The 20747-nt window shown below is 68.0% G+C and carries 20 protein-coding genes; 6 read left to right on the forward strand and 14 right to left on the reverse strand.

Translation table 11 applies throughout. The annotated features are described in order from the left end of the window. Positions 1-14 precede the first annotated feature (14 nt). From lysA to argH, 4 genes are all read right to left on the reverse strand, one after another. Positions 15-1277, reverse strand: a complete 1263-nt coding sequence (gene lysA / locus DFO45_RS19495) for a diaminopimelate decarboxylase (protein WP_012173178.1) — start codon at positions 1275-1277, stop codon at positions 15-17. Between the two features lie 150 nt (positions 1278-1427). Then, the gene (locus tag DFO45_RS19500; RefSeq protein ID WP_133866159.1) at positions 1428-1862 is read right to left on the reverse strand and encodes a lipoprotein; all 435 of its coding nucleotides are present in this window, start codon (positions 1860-1862) and stop codon (positions 1428-1430) included. 65 nt (positions 1863-1927) lie between these two features. Next, on the reverse strand, positions 1928-2566 hold the full coding sequence (gene bluB / locus DFO45_RS19505) for a 5,6-dimethylbenzimidazole synthase (RefSeq protein ID WP_208299834.1): 639 nt from the start codon (positions 2564-2566) through the stop codon (positions 1928-1930). Further along, positions 2563-3951: an argininosuccinate lyase gene (argH, locus tag DFO45_RS19510; protein ID WP_133866161.1), complete on the reverse strand. Its 1389-nt coding sequence runs from the start codon at positions 3949-3951 to the stop codon at positions 2563-2565. The genes bluB and argH overlap by 4 nt, the downstream gene beginning before the upstream one ends. A gap of 102 nt (positions 3952-4053) precedes the next feature. Between argH and DFO45_RS19515 the strand changes: the two genes are divergently transcribed. Then, positions 4054-4734: a TlpA disulfide reductase family protein gene (locus DFO45_RS19515; RefSeq protein WP_245518195.1), complete on the forward strand. Its 681-nt coding sequence runs from the start codon at positions 4054-4056 to the stop codon at positions 4732-4734. Between the two features lie 29 nt (positions 4735-4763). Here DFO45_RS19515 and DFO45_RS19520 read toward each other — a convergent pair whose 3' ends face one another. From DFO45_RS19520 to DFO45_RS19550, 7 genes are all read right to left on the reverse strand, one after another. Beyond that, positions 4764-5099: a hypothetical protein gene (locus tag DFO45_RS19520; RefSeq protein ID WP_133866163.1), complete on the reverse strand. Its 336-nt coding sequence runs from the start codon at positions 5097-5099 to the stop codon at positions 4764-4766. Between the two features lie 130 nt (positions 5100-5229). After that, positions 5230-5520 carry a hypothetical protein gene (locus DFO45_RS19525; RefSeq protein ID WP_133866164.1) on the reverse strand — a complete coding sequence of 97 codons (291 nt, stop codon included), beginning with the start codon at positions 5518-5520 and terminating at the stop codon, positions 5230-5232. Between the two features lie 136 nt (positions 5521-5656). After that, the gene (locus tag DFO45_RS19530; RefSeq protein WP_012173183.1) at positions 5657-6538 is read right to left on the reverse strand and encodes a 3-hydroxybutyryl-CoA dehydrogenase; all 882 of its coding nucleotides are present in this window, start codon (positions 6536-6538) and stop codon (positions 5657-5659) included. A gap of 70 nt (positions 6539-6608) precedes the next feature. Then, positions 6609-7553: an electron transfer flavoprotein subunit alpha/FixB family protein gene (locus tag DFO45_RS19535; RefSeq protein WP_133866165.1), complete on the reverse strand. Its 945-nt coding sequence runs from the start codon at positions 7551-7553 to the stop codon at positions 6609-6611. Further along, positions 7553-8302, reverse strand: coding sequence for an electron transfer flavoprotein subunit beta/FixA family protein (locus DFO45_RS19540; protein ID WP_012173185.1), 750 nt, complete (start codon positions 8300-8302; stop codon positions 7553-7555). The genes DFO45_RS19535 and DFO45_RS19540 overlap by 1 nt, the downstream gene beginning before the upstream one ends. A 314-nt stretch (positions 8303-8616) precedes the next feature. After that, positions 8617-10065: an HlyD family type I secretion periplasmic adaptor subunit gene (locus DFO45_RS19545; protein ID WP_208299835.1), complete on the reverse strand. Its 1449-nt coding sequence runs from the start codon at positions 10063-10065 to the stop codon at positions 8617-8619. A 10-nt stretch (positions 10066-10075) separates the two neighbouring features. Beyond that, complete coding sequence (locus tag DFO45_RS19550; protein ID WP_197531782.1) at positions 10076-11839, reverse strand: type I secretion system permease/ATPase; 1764 nt, start codon at positions 11837-11839, stop codon at positions 10076-10078. A gap of 200 nt (positions 11840-12039) precedes the next feature. Here DFO45_RS19550 and ppc point away from each other — a divergent pair, with 200 nt between their 5' ends. The 3 genes from ppc (at position 12040) to DFO45_RS19565 (ending at position 17690) form a co-directional block, all read left to right on the forward strand. Next, entirely contained in the window at positions 12040-14835 is a 2796-nt protein-coding gene (gene ppc / locus DFO45_RS19555; RefSeq protein WP_133866167.1) for a phosphoenolpyruvate carboxylase, read from the forward strand. Between the two features lie 173 nt (positions 14836-15008). Beyond that, the gene (locus tag DFO45_RS19560) at positions 15009-16301 is read left to right on the forward strand and encodes an adenylosuccinate synthase (RefSeq protein WP_043879832.1); all 1293 of its coding nucleotides are present in this window, start codon (positions 15009-15011) and stop codon (positions 16299-16301) included. Positions 16302-16337: 36 nt separating this feature from the next. After that, a complete protein-coding gene (locus DFO45_RS19565) occupies positions 16338-17690 on the forward strand; it encodes a hypothetical protein (RefSeq protein ID WP_133866168.1) in 1353 nt (450 codons plus the stop codon). A gap of 112 nt (positions 17691-17802) precedes the next feature. Here DFO45_RS19565 and secB read toward each other — a convergent pair whose 3' ends face one another. Both secB and DFO45_RS19575 read right to left on the reverse strand, forming a co-directional pair. After that, complete coding sequence (secB, locus tag DFO45_RS19570) at positions 17803-18285, reverse strand: protein-export chaperone SecB (protein ID WP_043879833.1); 483 nt, start codon at positions 18283-18285, stop codon at positions 17803-17805. Positions 18286-18400: 115 nt separating this feature from the next. Continuing rightward, complete coding sequence (locus DFO45_RS19575) at positions 18401-18643, reverse strand: hypothetical protein (protein WP_133866169.1); 243 nt, start codon at positions 18641-18643, stop codon at positions 18401-18403. 50 nt (positions 18644-18693) lie between these two features. Here DFO45_RS19575 and DFO45_RS19580 point away from each other — a divergent pair, with 50 nt between their 5' ends. Continuing rightward, on the forward strand, positions 18694-18897 hold the full coding sequence (locus DFO45_RS19580; RefSeq protein ID WP_133866170.1) for a DUF1674 domain-containing protein: 204 nt from the start codon (positions 18694-18696) through the stop codon (positions 18895-18897). Between the two features lie 53 nt (positions 18898-18950). Here the strand turns inward: DFO45_RS19580 and DFO45_RS19585 are convergent, their stop codons facing one another. Continuing rightward, positions 18951-19757 (reverse strand): undecaprenyl-diphosphate phosphatase, encoded by an 807-nt coding sequence (locus DFO45_RS19585; RefSeq protein ID WP_043879835.1) that lies wholly within the window; start codon positions 19755-19757, stop codon positions 18951-18953. 266 nt (positions 19758-20023) lie between these two features. Here DFO45_RS19585 and DFO45_RS19590 point away from each other — a divergent pair, with 266 nt between their 5' ends. Further along, positions 20024-20716 (forward strand): glutathione S-transferase family protein, encoded by a 693-nt coding sequence (locus tag DFO45_RS19590; RefSeq protein ID WP_012173194.1) that lies wholly within the window; start codon positions 20024-20026, stop codon positions 20714-20716. Positions 20717-20747 lie beyond the last annotated feature (31 nt).

Below are 20747 nucleotides of genomic sequence, written 5' to 3' on the forward strand. Positions count from 1 at the left end.
CCGGCCCATTGCCATCAGAACCAGGACGGCAGGCGGTCGAGACCGATCAACTGCTCGACCTCCACCCGCGGACGCACCACGGCGGCCTGATGGCCGCTCACCAGCACTTCCGCGATCAGCGGCCGGGTGTTGTAGGTGGACGCCTGCACCGCGCCATAGGCGCCGGCGGTCATCACCGCGATGAGGTCGCCGGGCATCAGTTCCGGCAGTTCGCGATCGAGCGCGAGATAGTCACCGGTCTCGCAGACCGGACCAACCACATCCACCTTCGCCGTGGGCGCCGACGGGCGCTGGTGCACGGGCACGATGTCGTGGTGCGCCTCGTAGAGGGTCGGGCGGATGAGGTCGTTCATGGCCGCATCCACGATCACGAAGGTCTTGCCCTCGCCGTGCTTCACATAGATGACCCGTGCCACCAGGATGCCGGCGTTGGCCACGATCATGCGGCCCATCTCGAACACCAGCGGCAGGTCGAGGCCCTTCAGCGCCCGCGTGATGACAGCCGCATAGGCGTCCGGCGAGGGGGGCACCGGATCGCCGGCCACATAAGGCACGCCGAGCCCGCCGCCGAGATCGAGATGGTGCAGCGCATGGCCCTGCGCCAGCAGGTCGCGGGCGAGTTCCGCCATCAGCAGCGTCGCATTCTCGAACGGCCCGAGATCGGTGATCTGGCTGCCGATGTGCATGTCGATGCCGGCGACCTTGAGGCCCGGCAGCGTCGCCGCCTCCGCATAGACCGTGCGGGCGCGCGAAATCGGGATGCCGAACTTGTTCTCGGACTTGCCGGTGGAGATCTTGGCGTGGGTCTTGGCGTCCACGTCCGGATTGATGCGGATGGAGATGTTCGCGGTGCGGCCCATGGCGGTCGCCACCTGCGACAGCGCCGAAAGCTCCGGCTCGCTCTCCACGTTGAAGCACAGGATGCCGGCCTCCAGCGCCTGCGCCATCTCCTCGCGCGTCTTGCCGACGCCGGAGAAGACGATGCGCTCGCCGGGAATGCCCGCCGCCAGCGCCCGCTTCAGCTCACCGCCCGAGACGATGTCAGCGCCCGCGCCCATGCGGGCGAGCGTGGCGATGACTGCTTGGTTGGAATTGGCCTTCAGCGCGTAGCACAGCAGCATCTCGCGCTCGGCGAAGGCGGCCTTGAAGACCCGGTAATGCCGCTCCAGCGTGGCGGTGGAGTAGCAATAGAAGGGCGTGCCCACCTCTTCGGCGAGGGTGGCGATATCCACGTCCTCGGCCTTGAGGCGGCCGTCGTGGTGAATGAAGTGGTGCATGGCGGGCCTTGCGCGGTGATCGCCAGCGCTTCGGCGGGAGGCCCCCCGACCGCGCATGACGGGCCGGAGCGGACGCCCGGCGGCACTGGCCGGAAGCCGGAAGGGGCGTCGCTCAGCCCCTTCGGCAGGAAAACGGGCGGAGCGCGCTCCTCAGAGCAGCCCGTCGAGGATGAAGGGCCGATCCGGCCGCTGGATCTTGTCGAGGCTCACCGGCGCGCTGGTGATCGAGCCCTTGGCGCCGCCGGACGCGCTGCCCGTGGTCGAGCGCGTGGTGTTGGTGGTCGTGGTGGCGACCGTCGGTGTCGGCGCGGAGCTGTTGGCGGACGAGGTGCTGGTGGAGCGGCCGGCATCGGACTGTTCCGCCCAGGCGGTGGGCGAGGGCTCGGCGGCCGGCGTCACGGGCGCAGCCGCGGCGGTGCTCGCCGCAGGAGTGCCTGCCGCAGCCGGTTGCGCGGCGCCGGTCTGTGTCGTCCCGGTCTTGGTGCCGCCCGGCGGCTCCAGTGGACCTTTCACGCCGCAGCCGGCGAGCGTCCCGGCGCAGGCGAGGACGAGCAACAGGGCGGGAATGCGAAAGCGTCGGGACACGGAACACCTCGGACAAGATCGCCGCCACTATAGCGGCCGGCACTGCAAAGGCGAGCCCCCGCCGATCACCGTCGTATCAGGAAGGTTTCCGGCGGGCGACGACATTCCCAGCCCGCCGTCTCCAGCGTCGGCACCTCATGGTCCGCGCGCGCAAAGCCGATGCACAGATAGCCGACGAAATGCCACGTGGCGGGCACCTCGAGCGTGGCGGCGAGCGGCGCCGGATCGAGGATGGAGACCCAACCGACGCCGATGCCCTCCGCCCGCGCCGCGAGCCAGAGGGTATGGATCGCCAGTACGGCGGAATAATCTAGCGCCTCCGGCATGGTGCGGCGCCCGAGGCCGTGGCCCTGCTCCGTGCAGGGATCGGCGAACACCGCGACGTGGCAGGGCGCATCGTCGAGCCCCGCCAGCTTCAGCCGGGCATAGAGCCCCTGCCGCTCGCCGGGCTCGGCGGCCAGCGCCTCGCCATTGGCGCGCTCGAAATTCGCCCGCACGGCCGCCCGCCGGGCGGGATCGTCCACGAGGACGAAGCGCCAGGGCTGGGAGAGCCCGACCGACGGCGCGAGGCAGGCGGTGGCGAGGAGGCGCTCCAGCGCCCCCCGCGGAAGCGGATCGGGACGGAAGGCACGCACATCCCGGCGCCAGGCGAAAAGCTCATGGAGCTCCGCGCGGAAGGCGTCGGAAAAGCGCGGCGCGCTCACGCCGCCGGGCCGAGCTTCTTCAGCCAGCGCCGGGCCTGCTGCCGCACGCGGGCCGGGGCCGTGCCGCCGTAGCTGGTGCGGCTGCGCACGGAATTGGTGACGGAGAGCACCGAGAACACATCCTGGGTGATGCGCTTCTCGACGCCCTGCATCTCCTCCAGCGAGAGGCGATGCAGCGGCACACCGCGCTCCGAGGCGAGCCCGACGATGCGGCCGGTGACATGATGGGCCTCACGGAACGGAATGTTCAGCGTGCGCACCAGCCAGTCCGCGAGATCAGTGGCCGTGGCATAACCCTGACCGGCCGCCGCCTTCATGCGGGTGGCTTCCGGCTCCATGTCGCGGACCATGCCGGCGATGGCGGCGATCACCAGCGAGAGCGCGGAGAGGGCATCGAAGGTGCCTTCCTTGTCCTCCTGCGTGTCCTTCGCATAGGCGAGCGGCAGGCCCTTCATCACCACCAGGATGCCGGTGAGGGCGCCGATGATGCGGCCGGACTTGGCGCGGGCGAGTTCCGCCGCGTCCGGATTGCGCTTCTGCGGCATGATGGACGAGCCGGTGGTGAAGGCGTCCGTGAGCTTGACGAGGCCGAAGGCCGGCGACGTCCAGATCACGATCTCCTCCGCGAAACGGGAGAGATGGACGGCGCAGATGGACGCCGCCGCCAGGGTCTCCATCACGAAGTCGCGGTCGGAGACGCCATCGAGCGAATTGGCGGTCGGCCGGTCGAAGCCGAGCGCGGCGGCGGTCGCCTCCCGGTCGATGGGGAAGGACGTGCCGGCGAGCGCCGCCGAACCGAGCGGGGATTCATTGAGGCGCTTGCGCGCATCGGCAAACCGGCCCCGGTCGCGACCCAGCATTTCCACATAGGCCATGAGGTGATGACCGAAAGTGACCGGCTGGGCGTTCTGAAGATGGGTGAAGCCGGGCATCACCGTCCCGGCATGGGCGAGCGCCTTTTCCGCCAGCGCGCGCTGGAGATCGGCCATCTGCTCGTCCAGCGTGTCGATGGTGTCGCGCACATAGAGGCGGAAGTCGGTGGCCACCTGATCGTTGCGCGACCGGGCGGTGTGCAGGCGGCCCGCCGGCGCGCCGATCAGCTCCGCCAGACGCGACTCCACGTTCATATGGATGTCTTCGAGATCGCGGCGGAAGGTGAACTTGCCGGCCTCGATCTCTGACAGGATCGTGTCTAGACCCTTCTGGATCTTCTGCGCATCCTTCGCCGCAATGATCTTCTGGGCGGACAGCATGGCCGCGTGGGCCTTGGAGCCGGCGATGTCCTGCGCATAGAGACGCTGATCGAAGCCGATGGAGACGTTGATCTCCTCCATGATAGCGTCCGGACCGGTGGAGAACCGCCCGCCCCACATCTTGTTGCTCATGACGGACCTCCGATGACCGATGCCAACCTGCCGCGCCCGGATGATGCCCCCGGCGCGCCTCCCGCCAAGACCCCGACCGCAGCCGCCGGCAAGCCGGGGCGCATGATCGGTCTGGTGGCGGGAGCGGCGGTTCTGGGGGCCGTGGCCGGCGCGCTCGCCCTATACGGGATGAATGGGCTCAAGGGCAATGCGTCCGCAACGAAACCTCTGCCGGACGGCACCGTGCCCGCGGCCACCGCCGCCATATCCGATCCCGACTGCGCCGGCGCGGTCGCCACCGCAAAGCGCCTCGCTCCCTTCGCCAAGGGCGAGCTTGCGGCACTGAGCCTTGCCACCGAGCCGCGCCGCCTGCCCGCCCTCACCTTCACCGACGGTGACGGCAGGCCGGTGACGCTGGCCGACTTCAAGGGCAAGACCCTGCTGGTGAACCTCTGGGCCACCTGGTGCGTGCCCTGCCGGAAGGAAATGCCGGCCCTCGACGCGCTGGAGAAGGCGCAGGGGAATGCCGACTTCCAGGTGCTGGCGATCAATCTCGACACCAAGGACCCCAAGAAGCCCCGCGCCTTCCTGAACGAGATCGGCATCTCCTCCCTCGCCTTCCACGCGGACCCGGAGACAAAGACCTTCCAGGCGTTGCGCAGCGTGGGGCGCGGCTTCGGCCTGCCCACTACCCTTCTCGTGGACGCCAAGGGCTGCGAGATCGGCTACCTCGCCGGCCCCGCCGAATGGGCGTCGGAGGACGCGCAGGCGCTCATCCGGCAAGCGGTCGGCAAGGGGGTGTGATGGAGGCTATATAGGCGACGAGCTGCGGGTTATCGGCGCGCCACGTTGCGAAACAGGAGCCAGGATGCGAAGGCGCGGCGGTCTTTAACGTCGACGGAGGAGAAGTTTTCCATCACACGCTCGGCCATCTCAATGTGGAAGAGCACTGCTGATTTCCGGAAGACTGCGTAAGGGTCATAATCCGCGATGTGACGCTTGGCCTGAAGCTCGACGAAAGCCGCCGCGAAATCGACGACCGGTCGAGGGAATTTTCCGATCACCGTCTTGTCCTCGCAGGCCGACCTAGCCGGCCCGTGTGCGAGCGAGCGGTAGACTTCAGCCCACGCATGCTTGCTGCGACCGGATTTGGTCGCGCCGATCAGCATGTCGGCACCGTTTCGGGCCGCCAGATGGAAGAGCGCATAATAAACGGTGCTCGTCGCTCGCCGCAGCGATGCCTGTGTCGGACGGCCACTCTTACTGGAGAGGAGCAGCCGAGCGACGGATATCAGATCCTCAGGCTGCAGCGAGGTCCCCCGCTTCCATCTCGTCGATATAGTCGATCAGGGGGAAGGTCTCGACACCGAGCTCGAACAGATGCTCTCGCACGAGGGGGATCATCCCCACCATCTCTCCGGGATCGAGCCAGCCTTTCTTCTTCGGCCGCACGATGACGCGGATCTGGAGATAGGTGCTGCCGTCGATCTCGACGTCATGCTCCACCAACACGCGCAGGATGATGGCGCTCTGGAGCTGGGCGCGGATGACCGCCTCGATGGCGCTATCAATCTCGTCCCGCGACGTCATGGTCCTCTCCTCCGGATGCCACGCCCCAGTGTGCGCGCACCGCCGGAGGTCCGTCAACGCGATGGCGTGGGAGAGCCCGCCCAAACAAAAAGCCCGCCATCGCGGCGGGCTTGTCGTTTGCGGAGGGCGTCCAGCCTCAGCGGGTCGGCACCGGCTTCTCACCGCGATAGTCGTAGAAGCCGCGCTGGGTTTTGCGGCCGAGCCAGCCGGCTTCCACATACTTCACCAGCAGCGGGCAGGGGCGGTACTTGGAGTCCGCCAGGCCCTCGTGCAGCACCTGCATGATGGCGAGGCAGGTATCGAGGCCGATGAAGTCCGCCAGTTGCAGCGGGCCCATGGGGTGGTTGGCGCCGAGCTTCATGGCGCGGTCGATGGCATCCACGGAACCCACGCCCTCATAGAGGGTGTAGATGGCCTCGTTGATCATCGGCAGCAGGATGCGGTTGACGATGAAGGCCGGGAAGTCCTCGGCCACCGCATAGGTCTTGTGCAGCTTGGTGACGAAGGCCTTCGAGCTCTCGAAGGTGTCGTCATCGGTGGCGATGCCGCGCACCAGCTCCACCAGCTCCATGAGCGGCACCGGATTCATGAAGTGAATGCCGATGAAGCGCTCAGGGCGGTCCGTGGAGGCGCCGAGGCGGGTGATGGAGATGGACGACGTGTTGCTCGCCAGCAGCGCGTCCGGCCGCAGCACCTTGCACACGTCGGAGAAGATCTTGCGCTTGACCTCTTCACGCTCGGTGGCGGATTCGATCACGAGGTCGCACTCGGCCAGATCCTCGAGCGCGCTGCCGGTGGCAATGCGCTTCAGCGCCGCCTGCCGGTCGTCCTCGCTCACGGTGCCCTTGGACACCTGCTTGGCCATGTTGCCGTTGATGGTGGCGAGGCCCGAGCGCACGCGCTCCGGGTCCTGATCGTTCAGCACCACGTCGAAACCGGCGAGGGCGCACACGTGGGCAATCCCGTTGCCCATCTGGCCGGCGCCGATCACCCCGACCTTCTTGATCTCGAGCGACATGATCTCAGGAGTCTCTCGGCTCGCGGTTTGAGAGGCGTCCGGCGCGGGCCTCCCGCGCCGGATCATAAGGTCAGCCCTTGGCCTTGGCGACTTCCGCCTTCAGCTCGGGCACGATGGCGAACAGGTCACCCACGAGGCCGTAGTCGGCCACCTGGAAGATCGGGGCCTCCTCGTCCTTGTTGATGGCGACGATGACCTTGGAGTCCTTCATGCCGGCAAGGTGCTGGATGGCACCGGAGATGCCGACTGCGACATAAAGCTCGGGGGCGACGACCTTGCCGGTCTGGCCCACCTGCCAGTCGTTCGGGGCATAGCCGGCGTCCACCGCCGCGCGGGAGGCGCCCACCGCCGCGCCGAAGGCATCCGCCAGCGGCTCGATCACCTCGGTGAACTTCTCCTTGGACTGGAGAGCCCGGCCGCCGGAGACGATGATCTTCGCCGCCGTCAGTTCCGGACGGTCGGATACCGCAAGGCTCTCGTCCACGAAGGACGACACGCCCGGATCAGCCTGCGCCGACACAGCCTCGATGGCGGCGGAACCGCCGGTGCCGGTGGCGCCGAAGGAGGCCGTGCGCACGGTGATGACCTTCTTGGCATCCGTGCTTTGCACCGTCTGAATGGCGTTGCCGGCATAGATGGGACGCTCGAACGTGTCGGGCGAGACCACCTTGACGATGTCGGACACCTGCATCACGTCGAGCAGCGCGGCAACGCGCGGCAGGACGTTCTTGGCCACCGCCGTCGAGGGGCCGACGATGGCATCATAGCCACCGGCCAGCGAGACGATGAGCGCCGCCAGCGGCTCGGCGAGGCGGTGCGCATAGAGGGCGTCGTCCGCCAGCAGCACCTTCTCCACGCCCGCGAGCTGGGCAGCCGCCTCGGCGACGCCCTTGGCGTTCTGGCCGGCCACCAGCACATGCACCGGACCGCCGAGCTGGGCAGCGGCGGTGAGCGCCTTGGCGGTGACGCCGTTGAGAGACGTATTGTCGTGTTCGGCGAGAAGCAGCGTCGCCATCAGATCACCCCCGCCTCGTCCTTGAGCTTGGACACGAGTTCAGCCACCGAACCCACCTTCACGCCCGCCTTGCGGCCCGCCGGCTCGGCGGTGTTGAGCACCTTGAGGCGCGGCGCGACGCTGACGCCATAGGCATCGGGCGTCTTCTCGTCGATGGGCTTCTTCTTCGCCTTCATGATGTTGGGTAGCGAAGCGTAGCGCGGCTCATTGAGGCGAAGGTCGGTGGTCACGATGGCCGGCAGCGCGAGGCGCACGGTCTGGAGGCCGCCGTCGATCTCACGGGTGATGAGGGCGGCATCGCCGTCGATCACCACCTTGGACGCGAACGTGCCTTGGCCCCAGCCGAGGAGCGCCGCCAGCATCTGGCCGGTCTGGTTCGAATCGTCATCAATGGCCTGCTTGCCGAGGATGACCAGCTTCGGGGCCTCCTCGCCGATCACGGCCTTGAGGATCTTGGCGACGGCGAGCGGCTCCACCGTTTCGTCCGTCTTCACCAGGATGCCGCGGTCGGCGCCCATGGCGAGGGCGGTACGGATGGTTTCGGAAGCTTGGGCCGGGCCGATGGACACGGCGACCACCTCGGTGGCGATGCCCGCTTCCTTGAGACGGAGCGCCTCTTCGACGGCGATCTCGTCGAAGGGGTTCATGGACATCTTCACGTGGGCGAGTTCGACGCCGGTCCCGTCGGATTTGACCCGTACCTTGACGTTGTAATCGACCACTCGTTTGACGGGTACCAGGACCTTCATCGAGCCGCGCTCCAACCTGATGGCAAGTTGTCGTTCTGCACTGCGGTTTGCCGACGAAATGCCGTGCGCGCAATGCAGTAAGCCTTGGGGGCGGCACCCTAGGAGTGGCCCGGAAGCGTGTCAACGCCGATGCCGGACCTTGGAGCGCGCCAAAGCAGCGCCCCGGACACGCCTCTGGCTGCCCCTGGCAACTTCATTCGTACACGAACGATACTGCACCGCAAGCAATCGAGATGCTGCGAGGCCGCGCTTCCGCTGCGCAGTTCGCGGGCGGCTCACCCTGCACCCGCCCGGCCGCCGTTCGCTGCGACGGCCTATTTCTCGCGCAGCGACTTGGTGACGGCATCCACAAGCGGACGCGTGAGATAGCTCAGGACCGTGCGCTCCCCGGTGCCGATCACCACCTCCGCCGGCATGCCGGGGCGCAGGCGGGCCTTCATGTCCTCGGGAATGTCGGTCTTGGCCACCGCCACCACCGCCTGGAAATAGGGCTGCTTCGTCGCCTCATCCACCAGCCGGTCCGGCGAGACCGAGCGCAGTTCGCCGAGGATCAGCGGCGTGGTGCGGGAATGGAAGGCGGTGAAGCGCACCTCGACGCCGGTGATGCCATCGTGCAGCCGGTCCACGTCGGTGGGCGCCACCTGCGCGTCCACGATCAGTTCGTCGTTCTGCGGCACGATCTCGAGCAGCGTGTCGCCCGGCTTCACCACCGCACCGATGGTGTAGATGCGCGGATTGATGTTCTGCACCACGCCGGCCCGCGGGGCGCGGATGTCCACACGCTTGAGCACGTTCTCGGACACCGCGAGCTTCTCGGTCACGTCGGAAATCTTCTGCCGGGTCTCCACCATCTGCTGGGCCACATCCTCCTGCTGCTTCTGGAGCAGTTGCTGGATCTGCAGCTTCATCTCGCCGATGGTGTTCTGCGCCTTGGCGGCATCTGCGGTGTTGCGGCCGACGAGACCCTGAAGGCGGGCCTTCTCGCGCTGGAGCTCCGCGAGGCGGGGCTTGGAGACGAGCCCCTTGTCGCTCAGCGAACGGATGCCGGTGAGTTCGTCCTCGATATAGAAGAGCTGGCTGTCCAGCGCCTCGCGCTCGCGCTTCAGGCCGTCGATTTCGGTCTCGCCCTGCCGGGCGCGGCTGTTCAGGATGTCGATCTGGCCGTTGAGCGAGGCCTTTCGGTCCCGGAACTGGGCGCGCTGGTCGGCGATGACCGAGCGTACCAGCGGTTCGTTCTCCCGCGCCAGCAGCGCTGCGGGAAAGATGACGGTGTCCGCCTGCGCCCGCTCCGCCTCCAGCCGCGCCTCGGTCGCCTGCAACGTGTCGAGCTGGCCGCGCAGGGCGGCGTAGTTGGACTGGGAGCTGGTGGGGTCGAGGCGGAACAGCAGGTCGCCCGCCTTCACGCTCTCGCCGTCCTTCACGTCGATTTCGACGATGATGCCGCCCTCGAGGTGCTGCACCACCTGCCGCTTGCTCTCCACCGAGACGACGCCGTTGGCGATGATGGCGCTGTCGATATTGGCCAGCGCCGCCCAGGCGCCGCCGATGCCGAAGGTGAGGAAGATAAGGCCATAGCCGATGGCGGCGACACGACGCATGTCGCTCTTCACCTCCGGCGGCGGCGCGCTGAAATCGAGCCGGGTCGGATTGGCGGGCGGCAAGGCGGGCGTCGAGACCGGCGCCGGCGCGAGGGAGGACGACGGAGGGGTCGGAGAGGCCGGGGGCTTGGCGCCGGCATTGGGCGTGATGGCGGTGTCGCTCATGACCGTCTCCTCAAGCCCCCGCCGCCGTGGCGGCGCCCTGCGCCGGCGTCGCACCCGGCTGCACGAGGCGCGGCCCCAGCAGCTTGGCGATCACCTCGTCGCGGGGGCCGAAGCCGTGGGCAGCGCCCTCGTTCAGCAGCAGCACCACGTCGCACAGGCTGAGCGTGTTGGTCTTGTGGGTGATGAGCACCACGGTGCGACCGGCCGCCTTCAGCGCCTGCACCGCCTGGATGAGCGCCTGTTCGCCCGCGGCATCGAGACTGGCGTTGGGCTCGTCGAGCACGATCAGCGCCGGCAGGCCGTAAAGGGCCCGGGCGAGCGCGATGCGCTGGCGCTGCCCGCCGGACAGGGCGGCACCCGCCTCGCCGATCTCCGTATTATAGCCGTTGGGCAGGCGCTGGATCATCTCGTGCGTACCGGCCATCTGCGCCGCCTGCACCACCTTGGCATCGTCGCGCGCCCCGAAGCGGGCGATGTTGTCGGCAATCGAGCCGGCAAACAGCTCCACATCCTGCGGCAGGTAGCCGAGATGCGAGCCCAGCTGCTCGGGGTCCCAGTGGCGCAGGTCCGACCCGTCGAGGCGCACCGAACCGGCGCTCGGCTGCCAGACCCCCACCAGCAGGCGGGCGAGGGAAGACTTGCCCGCCGCGCTCGGGCCGATGACGCCCAGCACCTTGCCGGCGGGCACCGCGAAGCTTACGCCGCGCAGGACCGGAAACTCGGTACCGGGCGCATGGGCGATGAGGTTCTCCACCTGGAGGTCGCCGCGCGGATCGGGCAGGCGCAGGCGCGGCGGCGGGGCAGGGAGGGTACGCAGCATGTCCTGAACCCGGTCGAAGGCCGAGCGCATGTTCACCAGCGTCTTCCAGTTGCCGATGGCCACCTCGATGGGCTGGATGCAGCGGCCCACGATGATGGACCCGGCGATCATCATGCCCGGCGAAATCTCGCGATTGATGGCGAGATAGGCGCCGAGGCCGAGGATCAGGCTCTGCATGAACATGCGGTTGAAGCGCGTCGCCGCCATGAGGAGGCCGGCCCGGTCGGAGGCCACCGCATGCCAGCCGAGCGCGCCCGCGTGGTTGCGCGCCCAGCGCGCGCGCAGGCTCTCGACCATGCCCATCGCATGAAGGACTTCCGCATTGCGGAAGGTGGTGGTGGCCTGGTTGGCGGCGGCGATGTTCGCCTTCGTCGCCTGATCCAGCAGCGGGCGGGTCGCCCGGTCGTTGGCGAAGGCGAGAAGGCCGGAGATGACGCAGCTCAGGAGCGCGATGAGGCCGTACCAGGGGCTCAGCGCCAGCGCGAAGGCGATGTAGATGGGCACCCACGGCAGGTCGCACAAAGAGACGAGCCCGGCACCGGTGAAGAATTCGCGTACCGTGTCGGTGTCGCGCAGGGCCTGCGTGTGGCCCGAGGACGGCCGGCGCAGGCTGGCGCGCTGCACCGCGTTGAACACGTGGGCGTTCACCTCCTCGTCGAACCGGAGGCCGGCCCGCACGAGAATGCCGGTGCGCAGGGATTCCAGCGCCGAGGCCACGGCATAGAGCACCGCTACGAGGACGGTCAGCACCCCCAGCGTCGCGAGGTTGCGGCTGCTCAGAACCCGGTCATAGACCTGCATCATGTAGAGCGGCCCGGTGAGCCCGAGCACGTTGATGAACAGACTGAAGACCGCCGCTCCCACAAGTCCTGGCCGGGCGGCCCGCAAGGCGGCATTCAGCGCCGTATCGGCCTTCGGCGCCAAAAGGCGCTGCCGCATCTGAGCCAGAGACATCACTTCCCCCACGCATGAGCCGACTGCCCGCCAATGCCTCACCCCGGCACTGGCATGCCGCAAGCGGTAGCCGGTTCGCGGCGATCCTATCGCGGTTCCATCCTGCCGTCATCGCGCGGCACTCTTCCGCCGCGGGCAAAAAGCCTACTAAATGGGGCGAAGGCGCATGCTGCGTCGCGAAGACAAAAACAGGGTGGAACATGACGAGCGCGGTCTGGGCCGTGGTGAGCGAGCAGGAAGCCGGCGGTCCGGACAAGGACCAGCCGTTGCGGGACGACATCCGACTGCTCGGCCGCATCCTCGGCGATACGGTGCGGGAGCAGGAGGGCGATGCCATCTATGAGCTGGTGGAGACCATCCGCCAGACCTCCATCCGCTTCCACCGCGATGCCGACGAGGCCGCGCGCCAGGAACTGAATGCGCTGCTCGAGAGCATGACGCCGGAAGTGGCGGTGCAGATCATCCGCGCCTTCTCCTATTTCTCCCATCTCGCCAACATCGCCGAGGACCAGCACCACAGCCGGCGCAACCGCGCCCATGCGGTGGCCGGCTCGGCGCCCCGCCCGGGCACGCTCGCCAATGCGCTCGCCCGCGCCGAGAAGGCCGGCATCGGCGCCGCCGAGCTGCGCGCCTTCTTCGACGCGGCGCTGGTGAGCCCGGTGCTCACCGCCCACCCGACCGAAGTGCGCCGCAAGAGCACGATGAACCGCGAGATGGAGATCGCCGATCTCCTGGACCTCAAGGAGCGCCTTCAGGCGACCCCGCAGGAGGCGCGCGAGCAGGACGAGAAGCTGCGCCGCGCGGTGCTGACGCTGTGGCAGACAGCCCTGCTGCGCAAGTTCAAGCTCACCGTCCTGGACGAGGTGCAGAACGGCCTCTCCTATTACGACTACACCTTCCTGGCCGAGGTGCCGCGCCTTCTCTGCGCGCTGGAAGACCATCTGGCGGAACAGGAAGGCGGCGAGCCGGGCGCGGAGTTGCCGCCGTTCCTGCGCATCGGCAGTTGGATCGGCGGCGACCGCGACGGCAATCCCTTCGTCACCGCCGACGTGCTGCGCGAGACCGTGCGCCAGCACCGCGACCGGGTGATGGCCTTCTACCTGGAGCAGGTCGGCCTGCTGGTCACCGAGCTGTCGCTGGCCAAGCGCCTCGTTGCCGTTTCCGAAGACCTGACCGCGCTGGCCGAACGCTCGGGCGACCGGGCACCGGAGCATCGGGAGGAGCCCTATCGCCTCGCACTGGTGGGCATCCACAACCGCCTCAAGGCGACGGTGGCGGCGCAGAAGGCCGCCGATGACGGCAAGAGCATGGGCGCGGCCGAGGACGGCCACCTGCCCTATCCGGACGCCGCCGCCTTCCGGGCCGACCTCGACATCCTCTACCGCTCGCTGATGGCCAACGGCTCGGCCATCCTCGCCCGCGGCCGCCTGCGCCATGTCCGCCGGGCGGTGGACAGTTTCGGCTTCCACCTCGCCAGCCTCGACCTGCGGCAGAATTCCGACGTGCACGAGCGCACGGTGGCGGACCTGCTGGAACAGGCGGCGCCGGGGACCAACTATCGCGCCCTCGACGAGGAAGCCCGCATCGCCGTGCTGCGGGCGGAACTGACCAATCCGCGTCCCCTGGCCTCGCCGTTCCTGAGCTATACGGAGGAGACGCGGTCCGAACTCGCCATCCTGCGCACGGCTGCCGAAGCCCATGCCCGGCTCGGCAAGACGGTCATTCCCAATGCCATCATCTCTAAGGCCGAGGGCATCTCGGACATGCTGGAGCTGGCGCTGCTGCTGAAGGAGGTGGGGCTCGTCTCCGCCACCGGCGAGAGCGCCATCAACGTCATCCCGTTGTTCGAGACCATCGGCGACCTTCAGGCCTGCGGCCCGGTCATGGACCGCCTGCTCGCCTTGCCGGAATATCGCGCGCTGGTGGACAGCCGAGGCGGCGAGCAGGAGGTGATGCTCGGCTATTCCGACAGCAACAAGGACGGCGGCTTCGTCTCTTCCGGCTGGGAGCTCTACAAGGCCGAGATCGCCCTCATCGAGGTGTTCGCCCGCCACAAGGTGAAGCTGCGCCTGTTCCACGGCCGGGGCGGCTCGGTGGGCCGGGGGGGCGGCCCGTCCTATGACGCCATCCTCGCCCAGCCGGCGGGCGCGGTGAGCGGGCAGATCCGCATCACCGAGCAGGGGGAGATCATCTCCTCCAAATATTCCAACCCCGAGAACGGCCGGCGCAACCTCGAGATCCTCGTCTCCGCGACGCTGGAATCCACTTTGCTGGAAGCCGAGCAGGCGAGCCCCCGCCCGGAATTCCTCGCCGCCATGGAGGAACTGTCCAAGACCGCGTTTGCGGCCTATCGCTCGCTCGTCTACGAGACCCCGGGTTTCGAGGACTATTTCTGGTCCTCCACCGTCATCAGCGAGATCGCGACGCTGAACATCGGCTCGCGCCCGGCCTCGCGCAACAAGACCCGCGCCATCGAGGCGCTGCGGGCGATCCCCTGGGTGTTCTCCTGGTCGCAGTGCCGGCTGATGCTCCCCGGCTGGTACGGCTTCGGCACGGCGATCGCCGCCTTCGTGGAGGCCCGGCCGGTGGACGGCATCGCCTTCCTCCAGTCCATGTACCGGGAGTGGCCCTTCTTCCGCACGCTCCTGTCCAACATGGACATGGTGCTCTCCAAGAGCAGCCTCGCCGTCGCCTCCCGTTATGCCGAGCTGGTGCCGGACGAGGAGCTGCGCACGCGCATCTTCAGCCGCATCTCGGCGGAATATCAGAGCGCCATCACCAGCCTGCTCGCCATCATGGGGCAGAAGAAGCTGCTGGAGGCCAACCCGCTGCTGGACCGCTCCATCCGCAACCGCTTCCCCTATCTGGACCCGCTCAACCACATCCAGGTCGAGCTCCTGAAGCTGCACCGGAGCGATGCCGGTAGCGACCATGTGCTGCATGGCATCCAGCTCACCATCAACGGCATCTCCGCAGGCCTGCGGAACAGCGGCTGAGGCGGGCGCCGACCATCGTTCTTGCGACAGGGCGCCGGCAAATCTTGCCTCTCCCCCCCTGATCGCTTAAGACGCACCAAAGGCCCCGGACCCAAAGCCGGGGCTTTCCTGTGTTCGCGGCCCGCACGGGCCACGGCTCCTTCCCGGGGCCGGTAGCTGGAGGACCCCACACCGTGGCCAACGTGGTCGTGGTCGGCTCGCAATGGGGCGACGAAGGTAAAGGCAAAATCGTCGACTGGCTCTCGGAGCAGGCCGACGTCGTGGTGCGCTTCCAGGGCGGGCATAACGCCGGCCACACGCTGGTGGTGGATGGCGTCACCTACAAGCTCTCGCTGCTGCCCTCGGGCGTGGTGCGTCCGGGCAAACTGTCGGTGATCGGCAATGGCGTGGTCCTCGACCCGCAGGCGCTGGTCGACGAGCTCGCGCGCCTCGAATCGCAGGGCGTGCATGTGGGGCCGGACCGGCTGCGCATCGCCGAGAATACCCCGCTGATCCTGCCGCTGCATCGCGAACTCGACGCTCTGCGCGAGAACGCCAGCGAAGGCACCCGGATCGGCACCACCAAGCGCGGCATCGGCCCCGCCTATGAGGACAAGGTCGGCCGTCGGGCCATCCGCCTCGTGGATCTGGTGGATCCCAAGGCGCTCCCCGCCAAGGTGGAGCGCCTGCTGACCCATCACAATCTCATCCGCCGCGGCCTCGGCGTGGAGGAAGTGAACCCGCAGGCGCTGGTGGACGAGTTGCTCGCCCTCGCGCCCAAGGTTCTGCCTTACATGGACCGGGTGTGGGAGCTGCTCGACAAGGCCCGCAAGGACGGCAAGAAGATCCTGTTCGAGGGCGCGCAGGGCGCGCTGCTCGACATCGATCACGGCACCTACCCCTATGTGACCTCGTCCAACACGGTGGCCTCCTCGGCGGCCGGCGGCTCGGGCGTCGGTCCCGGTGCCCTCGATTACGTATTGGGCATCACCAAGGCCTACACCACCCGCGTCGGCGAAGGCCCCTTCCCGACCGAGCTCACCGACGAAGTCGGCAAGACGCTCGGCACCAAGGGCCGCGAGTTCGGCGTGGTGACGGGCCGCCCCCGCCGCTGCGGCTGGTTCGACGCTGTGCTGGTGCGCCAGACGGTCCGCACCTGCGGCATCCACGGCATCGCGCTGACCAAGCTCGACGTGCTGGACGGCTTCGACGAGATCAAGGTGTGCGTCGGCTACAAGCTCGACGGCAAGGAGATCGACTATTTCCCCTCGGAAATGGGCGCGCAGGCGCGGGTCGAGCCGATCTACGAGACCATCGAGGGCTGGACGGACTCCACCGCCGGCGCCCGCTCCTGGGCGGACCTGCCGGCCGAGGCGGTCAAGTATGTCCGCTGGCTGGAGGAACTGATCGGTTGCCCGGTCGCCGTGCTGTCGACGAGCCCGGAACGGAATGACACGATCCTCGTGCATAATCCTTTCCAGGCTTAACCCTAGTTTTGTGATTTAAGGCAAAGCTCCCGCCCCATGGCTGATTATTACCCGCTCCTGGTGCGCGCGATCTCCGGTCTTCCGCAGAACACGGCGGAAGCGCGAAAGGTCGTGTACGACCGGGCGCGGGCAGCCCTTCTCAAGCAGTTGCGCAGCGTCGATCCCCCGCTCCCCGAGGGCGAGATCGGACGCGAGCGCCTCTCGCTTGAGGAAGCCATCCGGCGGATCGAAAAGGAATATGTCGGGGACGCCCCGGAGGCGGCACCGCCCGCTCCCCCGCCGTCCCCGGCTCCGCGCCCGCCCCGTCCCGAGGCGGCGCCCCACGCCCCGCTCAATCCGCGCCGCCCGGCAAGCCCCGACCAGCCGCCCGAGCCGGTGCGCGCCGGTGCCTCCAAGCCCGCTTTCGTGCGTCCCGCTCCCGGCTCCGTGCCGGAAGACGAGACCACGGTCATCCGCGATGCGGAGCCGACCGGCGGCGCAGAACCTTCCGGCGATGCCCCCGCCGACGAGCGCCGGCCGCGGGTCGGCCGCGCAACGGTGCGCAACCGCAACGGTGCCGATGCGGCGCCCGAGACCGGTGGCAAGGGCAAGCGCATCGCCATCTTCGCCGGCATCTCGCTGGTGCTGCTGGGCGGCATCGGCGTCGCCATCTGGAAGCACAGCGCCATTGCCGCGCTGTTCGGCGAGCGGCCGCAGCAGCAGGCCGCGCCGAGCGCGCCTCCCACGGCGCCCGATCAGCCCAAGAGCACCGACCGCGTGACGCAGGCCGGCGGCGCCGCCCGTCCTGCCCAGCCGGCGCAGGCCCCGCGGGCGCCCGGACAGGCCACCACGACCCGCGCCCTGCTGTTCGAGGAAAGCCCGGGCAACGCCCAGCAGATCCAGCAGTTCGAGGGCACCGTCACCTGGAAGACCGAGACCGTATCGGGTGGCCCCGGCCAGCCGCCGGACATCGGCATCCGGGCGGAGATCCAGATCCCCGAGCGCAAGATCAACGTGAGCTTCACGCTGCGCCGGAACCTCGACCAGACGCTGCCGGCCTCGCACACCATCGAGATCAATTTCGCGCTGCCGCCCGACTTCCCCTATGGCGGCGTGGCCAACGTGCCAGTGGTGCGGGTGAAGCAGACCGAGAGCGCGCAGGGTGCCCCCCTCGCCGGCCTGTCGGTGAAGGTGAGTTCCACCTCCTTCCTCGTCGGCCTGTCGGCGGCGCAGGTGGACAAGGAGCGCAACCTCCAGCTCCTCCAGACCCGGCCGTGGATCGACATCCCGATCGTCTACACCAACAACAAGCGGGCCATCATCGCCTTCGACAAGGGCGCGGCGGGCACGCAGGCCTTCCAGGACGCCTTCTCGGCCTGGGGCGAACTCTACAAGGGCGACGGCGGCTGACCGCCGGCCCCTCTTCGAAACCTGAAAGCAGAACGCCCGCGCTCCTTCCGGACCGCGGGCGTTTTCATGTCTGGCAGGATCCGGGCGGCTGCGCCGCCCGGACGGGCCGGGCTCAGGCCTGACCGGCGGTCTGCAGGTTCTGGGCTTCCGCCATCATGCGCTGCTGGTAGAGCGCGGCGAAGTCCACCGGATCGATCATCAGCGGGGGGAAGCCGCCGCCGCGCACCGCGTCCGCCACGATCTGGCGGGCGAAGGGGAAGAGCAGGCGCGGGCACTCGATGAGCACCACCGGCTGGAGGCTCTGCTCGGGCACGTTCATGAGACGGAAGATGCCGCCATAGGTCAGGTCGAAGGCAAACAGGGTGTTGCCCTGGACGGCCGCGCCGCCCTCGATCTTGAGCTCGACCTCGAACTCGCCGGGCGCCAGCGGGCGGGCGTTCACGTTGATCTGGATGTTGACGTCGGGCTGACCCTGCGGCGCGCCGAGCGAGCGGGGCGCATTGGGATTCTCGAACGAGAAATCCTTGATGTACTGAACGAGCACGTTGAGCGCCGGCGCCGTGTTATCGGTCGGGCTGCCATTCTGCGTCGCCATGCTTATCTCCTGTGAGTTCCGGCGTACCAAGGCCAAGGGTCGCGCGGTCGCTACCATGCCCGGTGTCGGGCGGCAACCGGACGACCCGGTATTCGCTACAGTTCAATTGTCTCGGTCAGACGACAGCCTCGGGGTGCCCCGAGCGCAGGCCTGAAAAGTTCCATCGACTCAACGAACAGCCGGTATGCGCGGTGGCGTGAGAGAACATCGCCGCAGCGCCGTCGGAGTACTCCTTGCTGGGAATGACCCGCCCGTGGCACTCGAGACAGCGAAACAGGTGGCCCTTCGGTAACTCGAGCGCCTGCTCGATATTGATTTCGAGCCAAACCGTGTCGACCTTGATTTGCGCGCTTTGCATGTGCTCCCCCCGGAACAGATCGGCGTATATTCGCAGGATAGGAGCATGCCATGGCAAATGACGAGACCCCGGCCCCCGTCCCCCCCCGCAAGGATCTGAGCCCGGCCGCCCAGCGGGCGCTGGCCGAGGCGGAAGCCCGGCGCGCCGCCATCGATGCGGCGGCGAACCTGCCGAAGGAGGTCAACGGGCGCGGCGGCAAGGAGCCGGTGCGCTATGGGGACTGGGAAGTGGGCGGCATCGCCAGCGACTTCTGATCTCCTGCGCAGACGGAGCCGGGACACCCGGCTCCGTGCTCAAGACCGGGATGTCAGTGGCCGAGATACAGGGCGATGAGGCTGACGCCGCCGATGAGAATGCGCCACCAGCCGAACACCGCGTAGCCGTGCCGCGACACGAAATCGAGCAGCGTGCGGATGACCAGCAGGGCCGCGCAGAAGGCGGCGACAAAGCCCACTGCGATCAGCAGGCCATCGTCCATCGACAGGGCGTTGCGGTTCTTCCAGAAGTCATAGACGAACGCCCCCAGCATGGTGGGCAAGGCGAGGAAGAAGGAGAATTCCGCCGCCGATCGCTTGTCCGCGCCAAGCACCATGGCACCGACAATGGTCGAGCCCGAGCGCGACATGCCGGGAATGAGGGCAAGGCACTGGAAGAAGCCGATGCCGAGCGCCGTCGTCAGCGGAAAGCCCATGGCGTTGTTGAAGCGCGGCTTGAACGGGATGCGGTCCAGCAGCACCAGGACGATGCCGCCGAAGATCAGCGCCGCGCAGACCACCTTGGGGCTCTCGAACAGCACCTCCTTGATGAAGCCGTGCAGCGCCACGCCGATGATGGCCGCCGGCAGGAAGGCCAGCACGATGCCGATGACGAAGCGGCGCGCGCCAGGGCTCGTGGGCAGTTGCACCGCCACCCGCAGGAAGCGCTGGAAATAGACCACCAGGATCGCCAGCACGGCACCCAGCTGGATCAGGACCTCGAAGGTCTTGCCGGTGCTCTCGAAGCCGATGAAGTGGGCGGCGAGCAGGAGATGGGCGGTGGAGGAGACCGGGATGAACTCGGTCAGTCCCTCGAGCAGGCCGAGAACGAGGGCTTCCATCAGGGTGCCGAGGGTCATGGGGGCTTTGGTTCCGCAGAAGGGCACGGGAAACGCGCCGGAGCCGGCGCGGCGGCATCCTGTCGTCTCGGGCGGACGCATGCAATCTCAGGCTGAAAGCGGCGCCGACCGACGCAACGTCAGCCTGTGGAAATGCATGAACCATGTTGCGGCATTGCCACAACGCTGCCGCGAATGGCGGCTTGCGGCGCCCGGCGAACGTCTTTAGACCGTGTGGAAACGGAGCGGCCACAAGGTTTCCGTAACGCCGGCCGGATCTTCTTCCCTTGATACAGCTCTATCATCACCCCTTCTGCCCGCATTCGCGTTTCATCCGCCTGCTCCTGGCCGAATATGGAATCGAGCCCGAGCTGATCGAGGTGCGCGTGTGGGAGCGCGATCCGGACTTTCTCGCCCTCAACCCGGCCAACGAGACCCCGGTGCTGACGGAAGAGCATGTGCCCTCGGCGCCCGGTGCCTCCATCATCGCCGAATATCTGGACGAGACGCGCGGCCTTGCGCTCGCCGACCGACGGCTGCTGCCGCACGCGCCGCTGGAGCGCATCGAGGTGCGCCGGCTGGTGGCGTGGTTCCACGAGAAGATGTTCCTCGACGTCACCGAACATCTGGTGCGCGAGCGCATCTACAAGCGCTACATGCGGGCCAATCAGGGCGGCGGGCCGCCGGACGCCACGGCGCTGCGCGCGGCGCGCTCCAACATCCGCTATCATCTGAAATACATCGGGTGGCTCGCCAAGGCGCGGAACTGGCTCGCCGGCGAGCGTCTCACCCACGCGGATCTGGCGGCGGCCGCCCATCTCTCCGTCGCCGATTATCTGGGCGATGTGCCGTGGGACGAGGACGAGGACGCCAAGGCCTGGTACGCGCGGGTGAAGTCCCGCCCGACCTTCCGCGGCATCCTGGCCGACACTATGCCCGGCATGCCGCCCTCCGCGACCTATACGGACCTCGATTTCTGATCGGGGTGGGCGCGGCTTCTGACAAGTCTTG

This window comes from Azorhizobium sp. AG788 (assembly GCF_004364705.1).
GTDB lineage: Bacteria > Pseudomonadota > Alphaproteobacteria > Rhizobiales > Xanthobacteraceae > Azorhizobium > Azorhizobium caulinodans.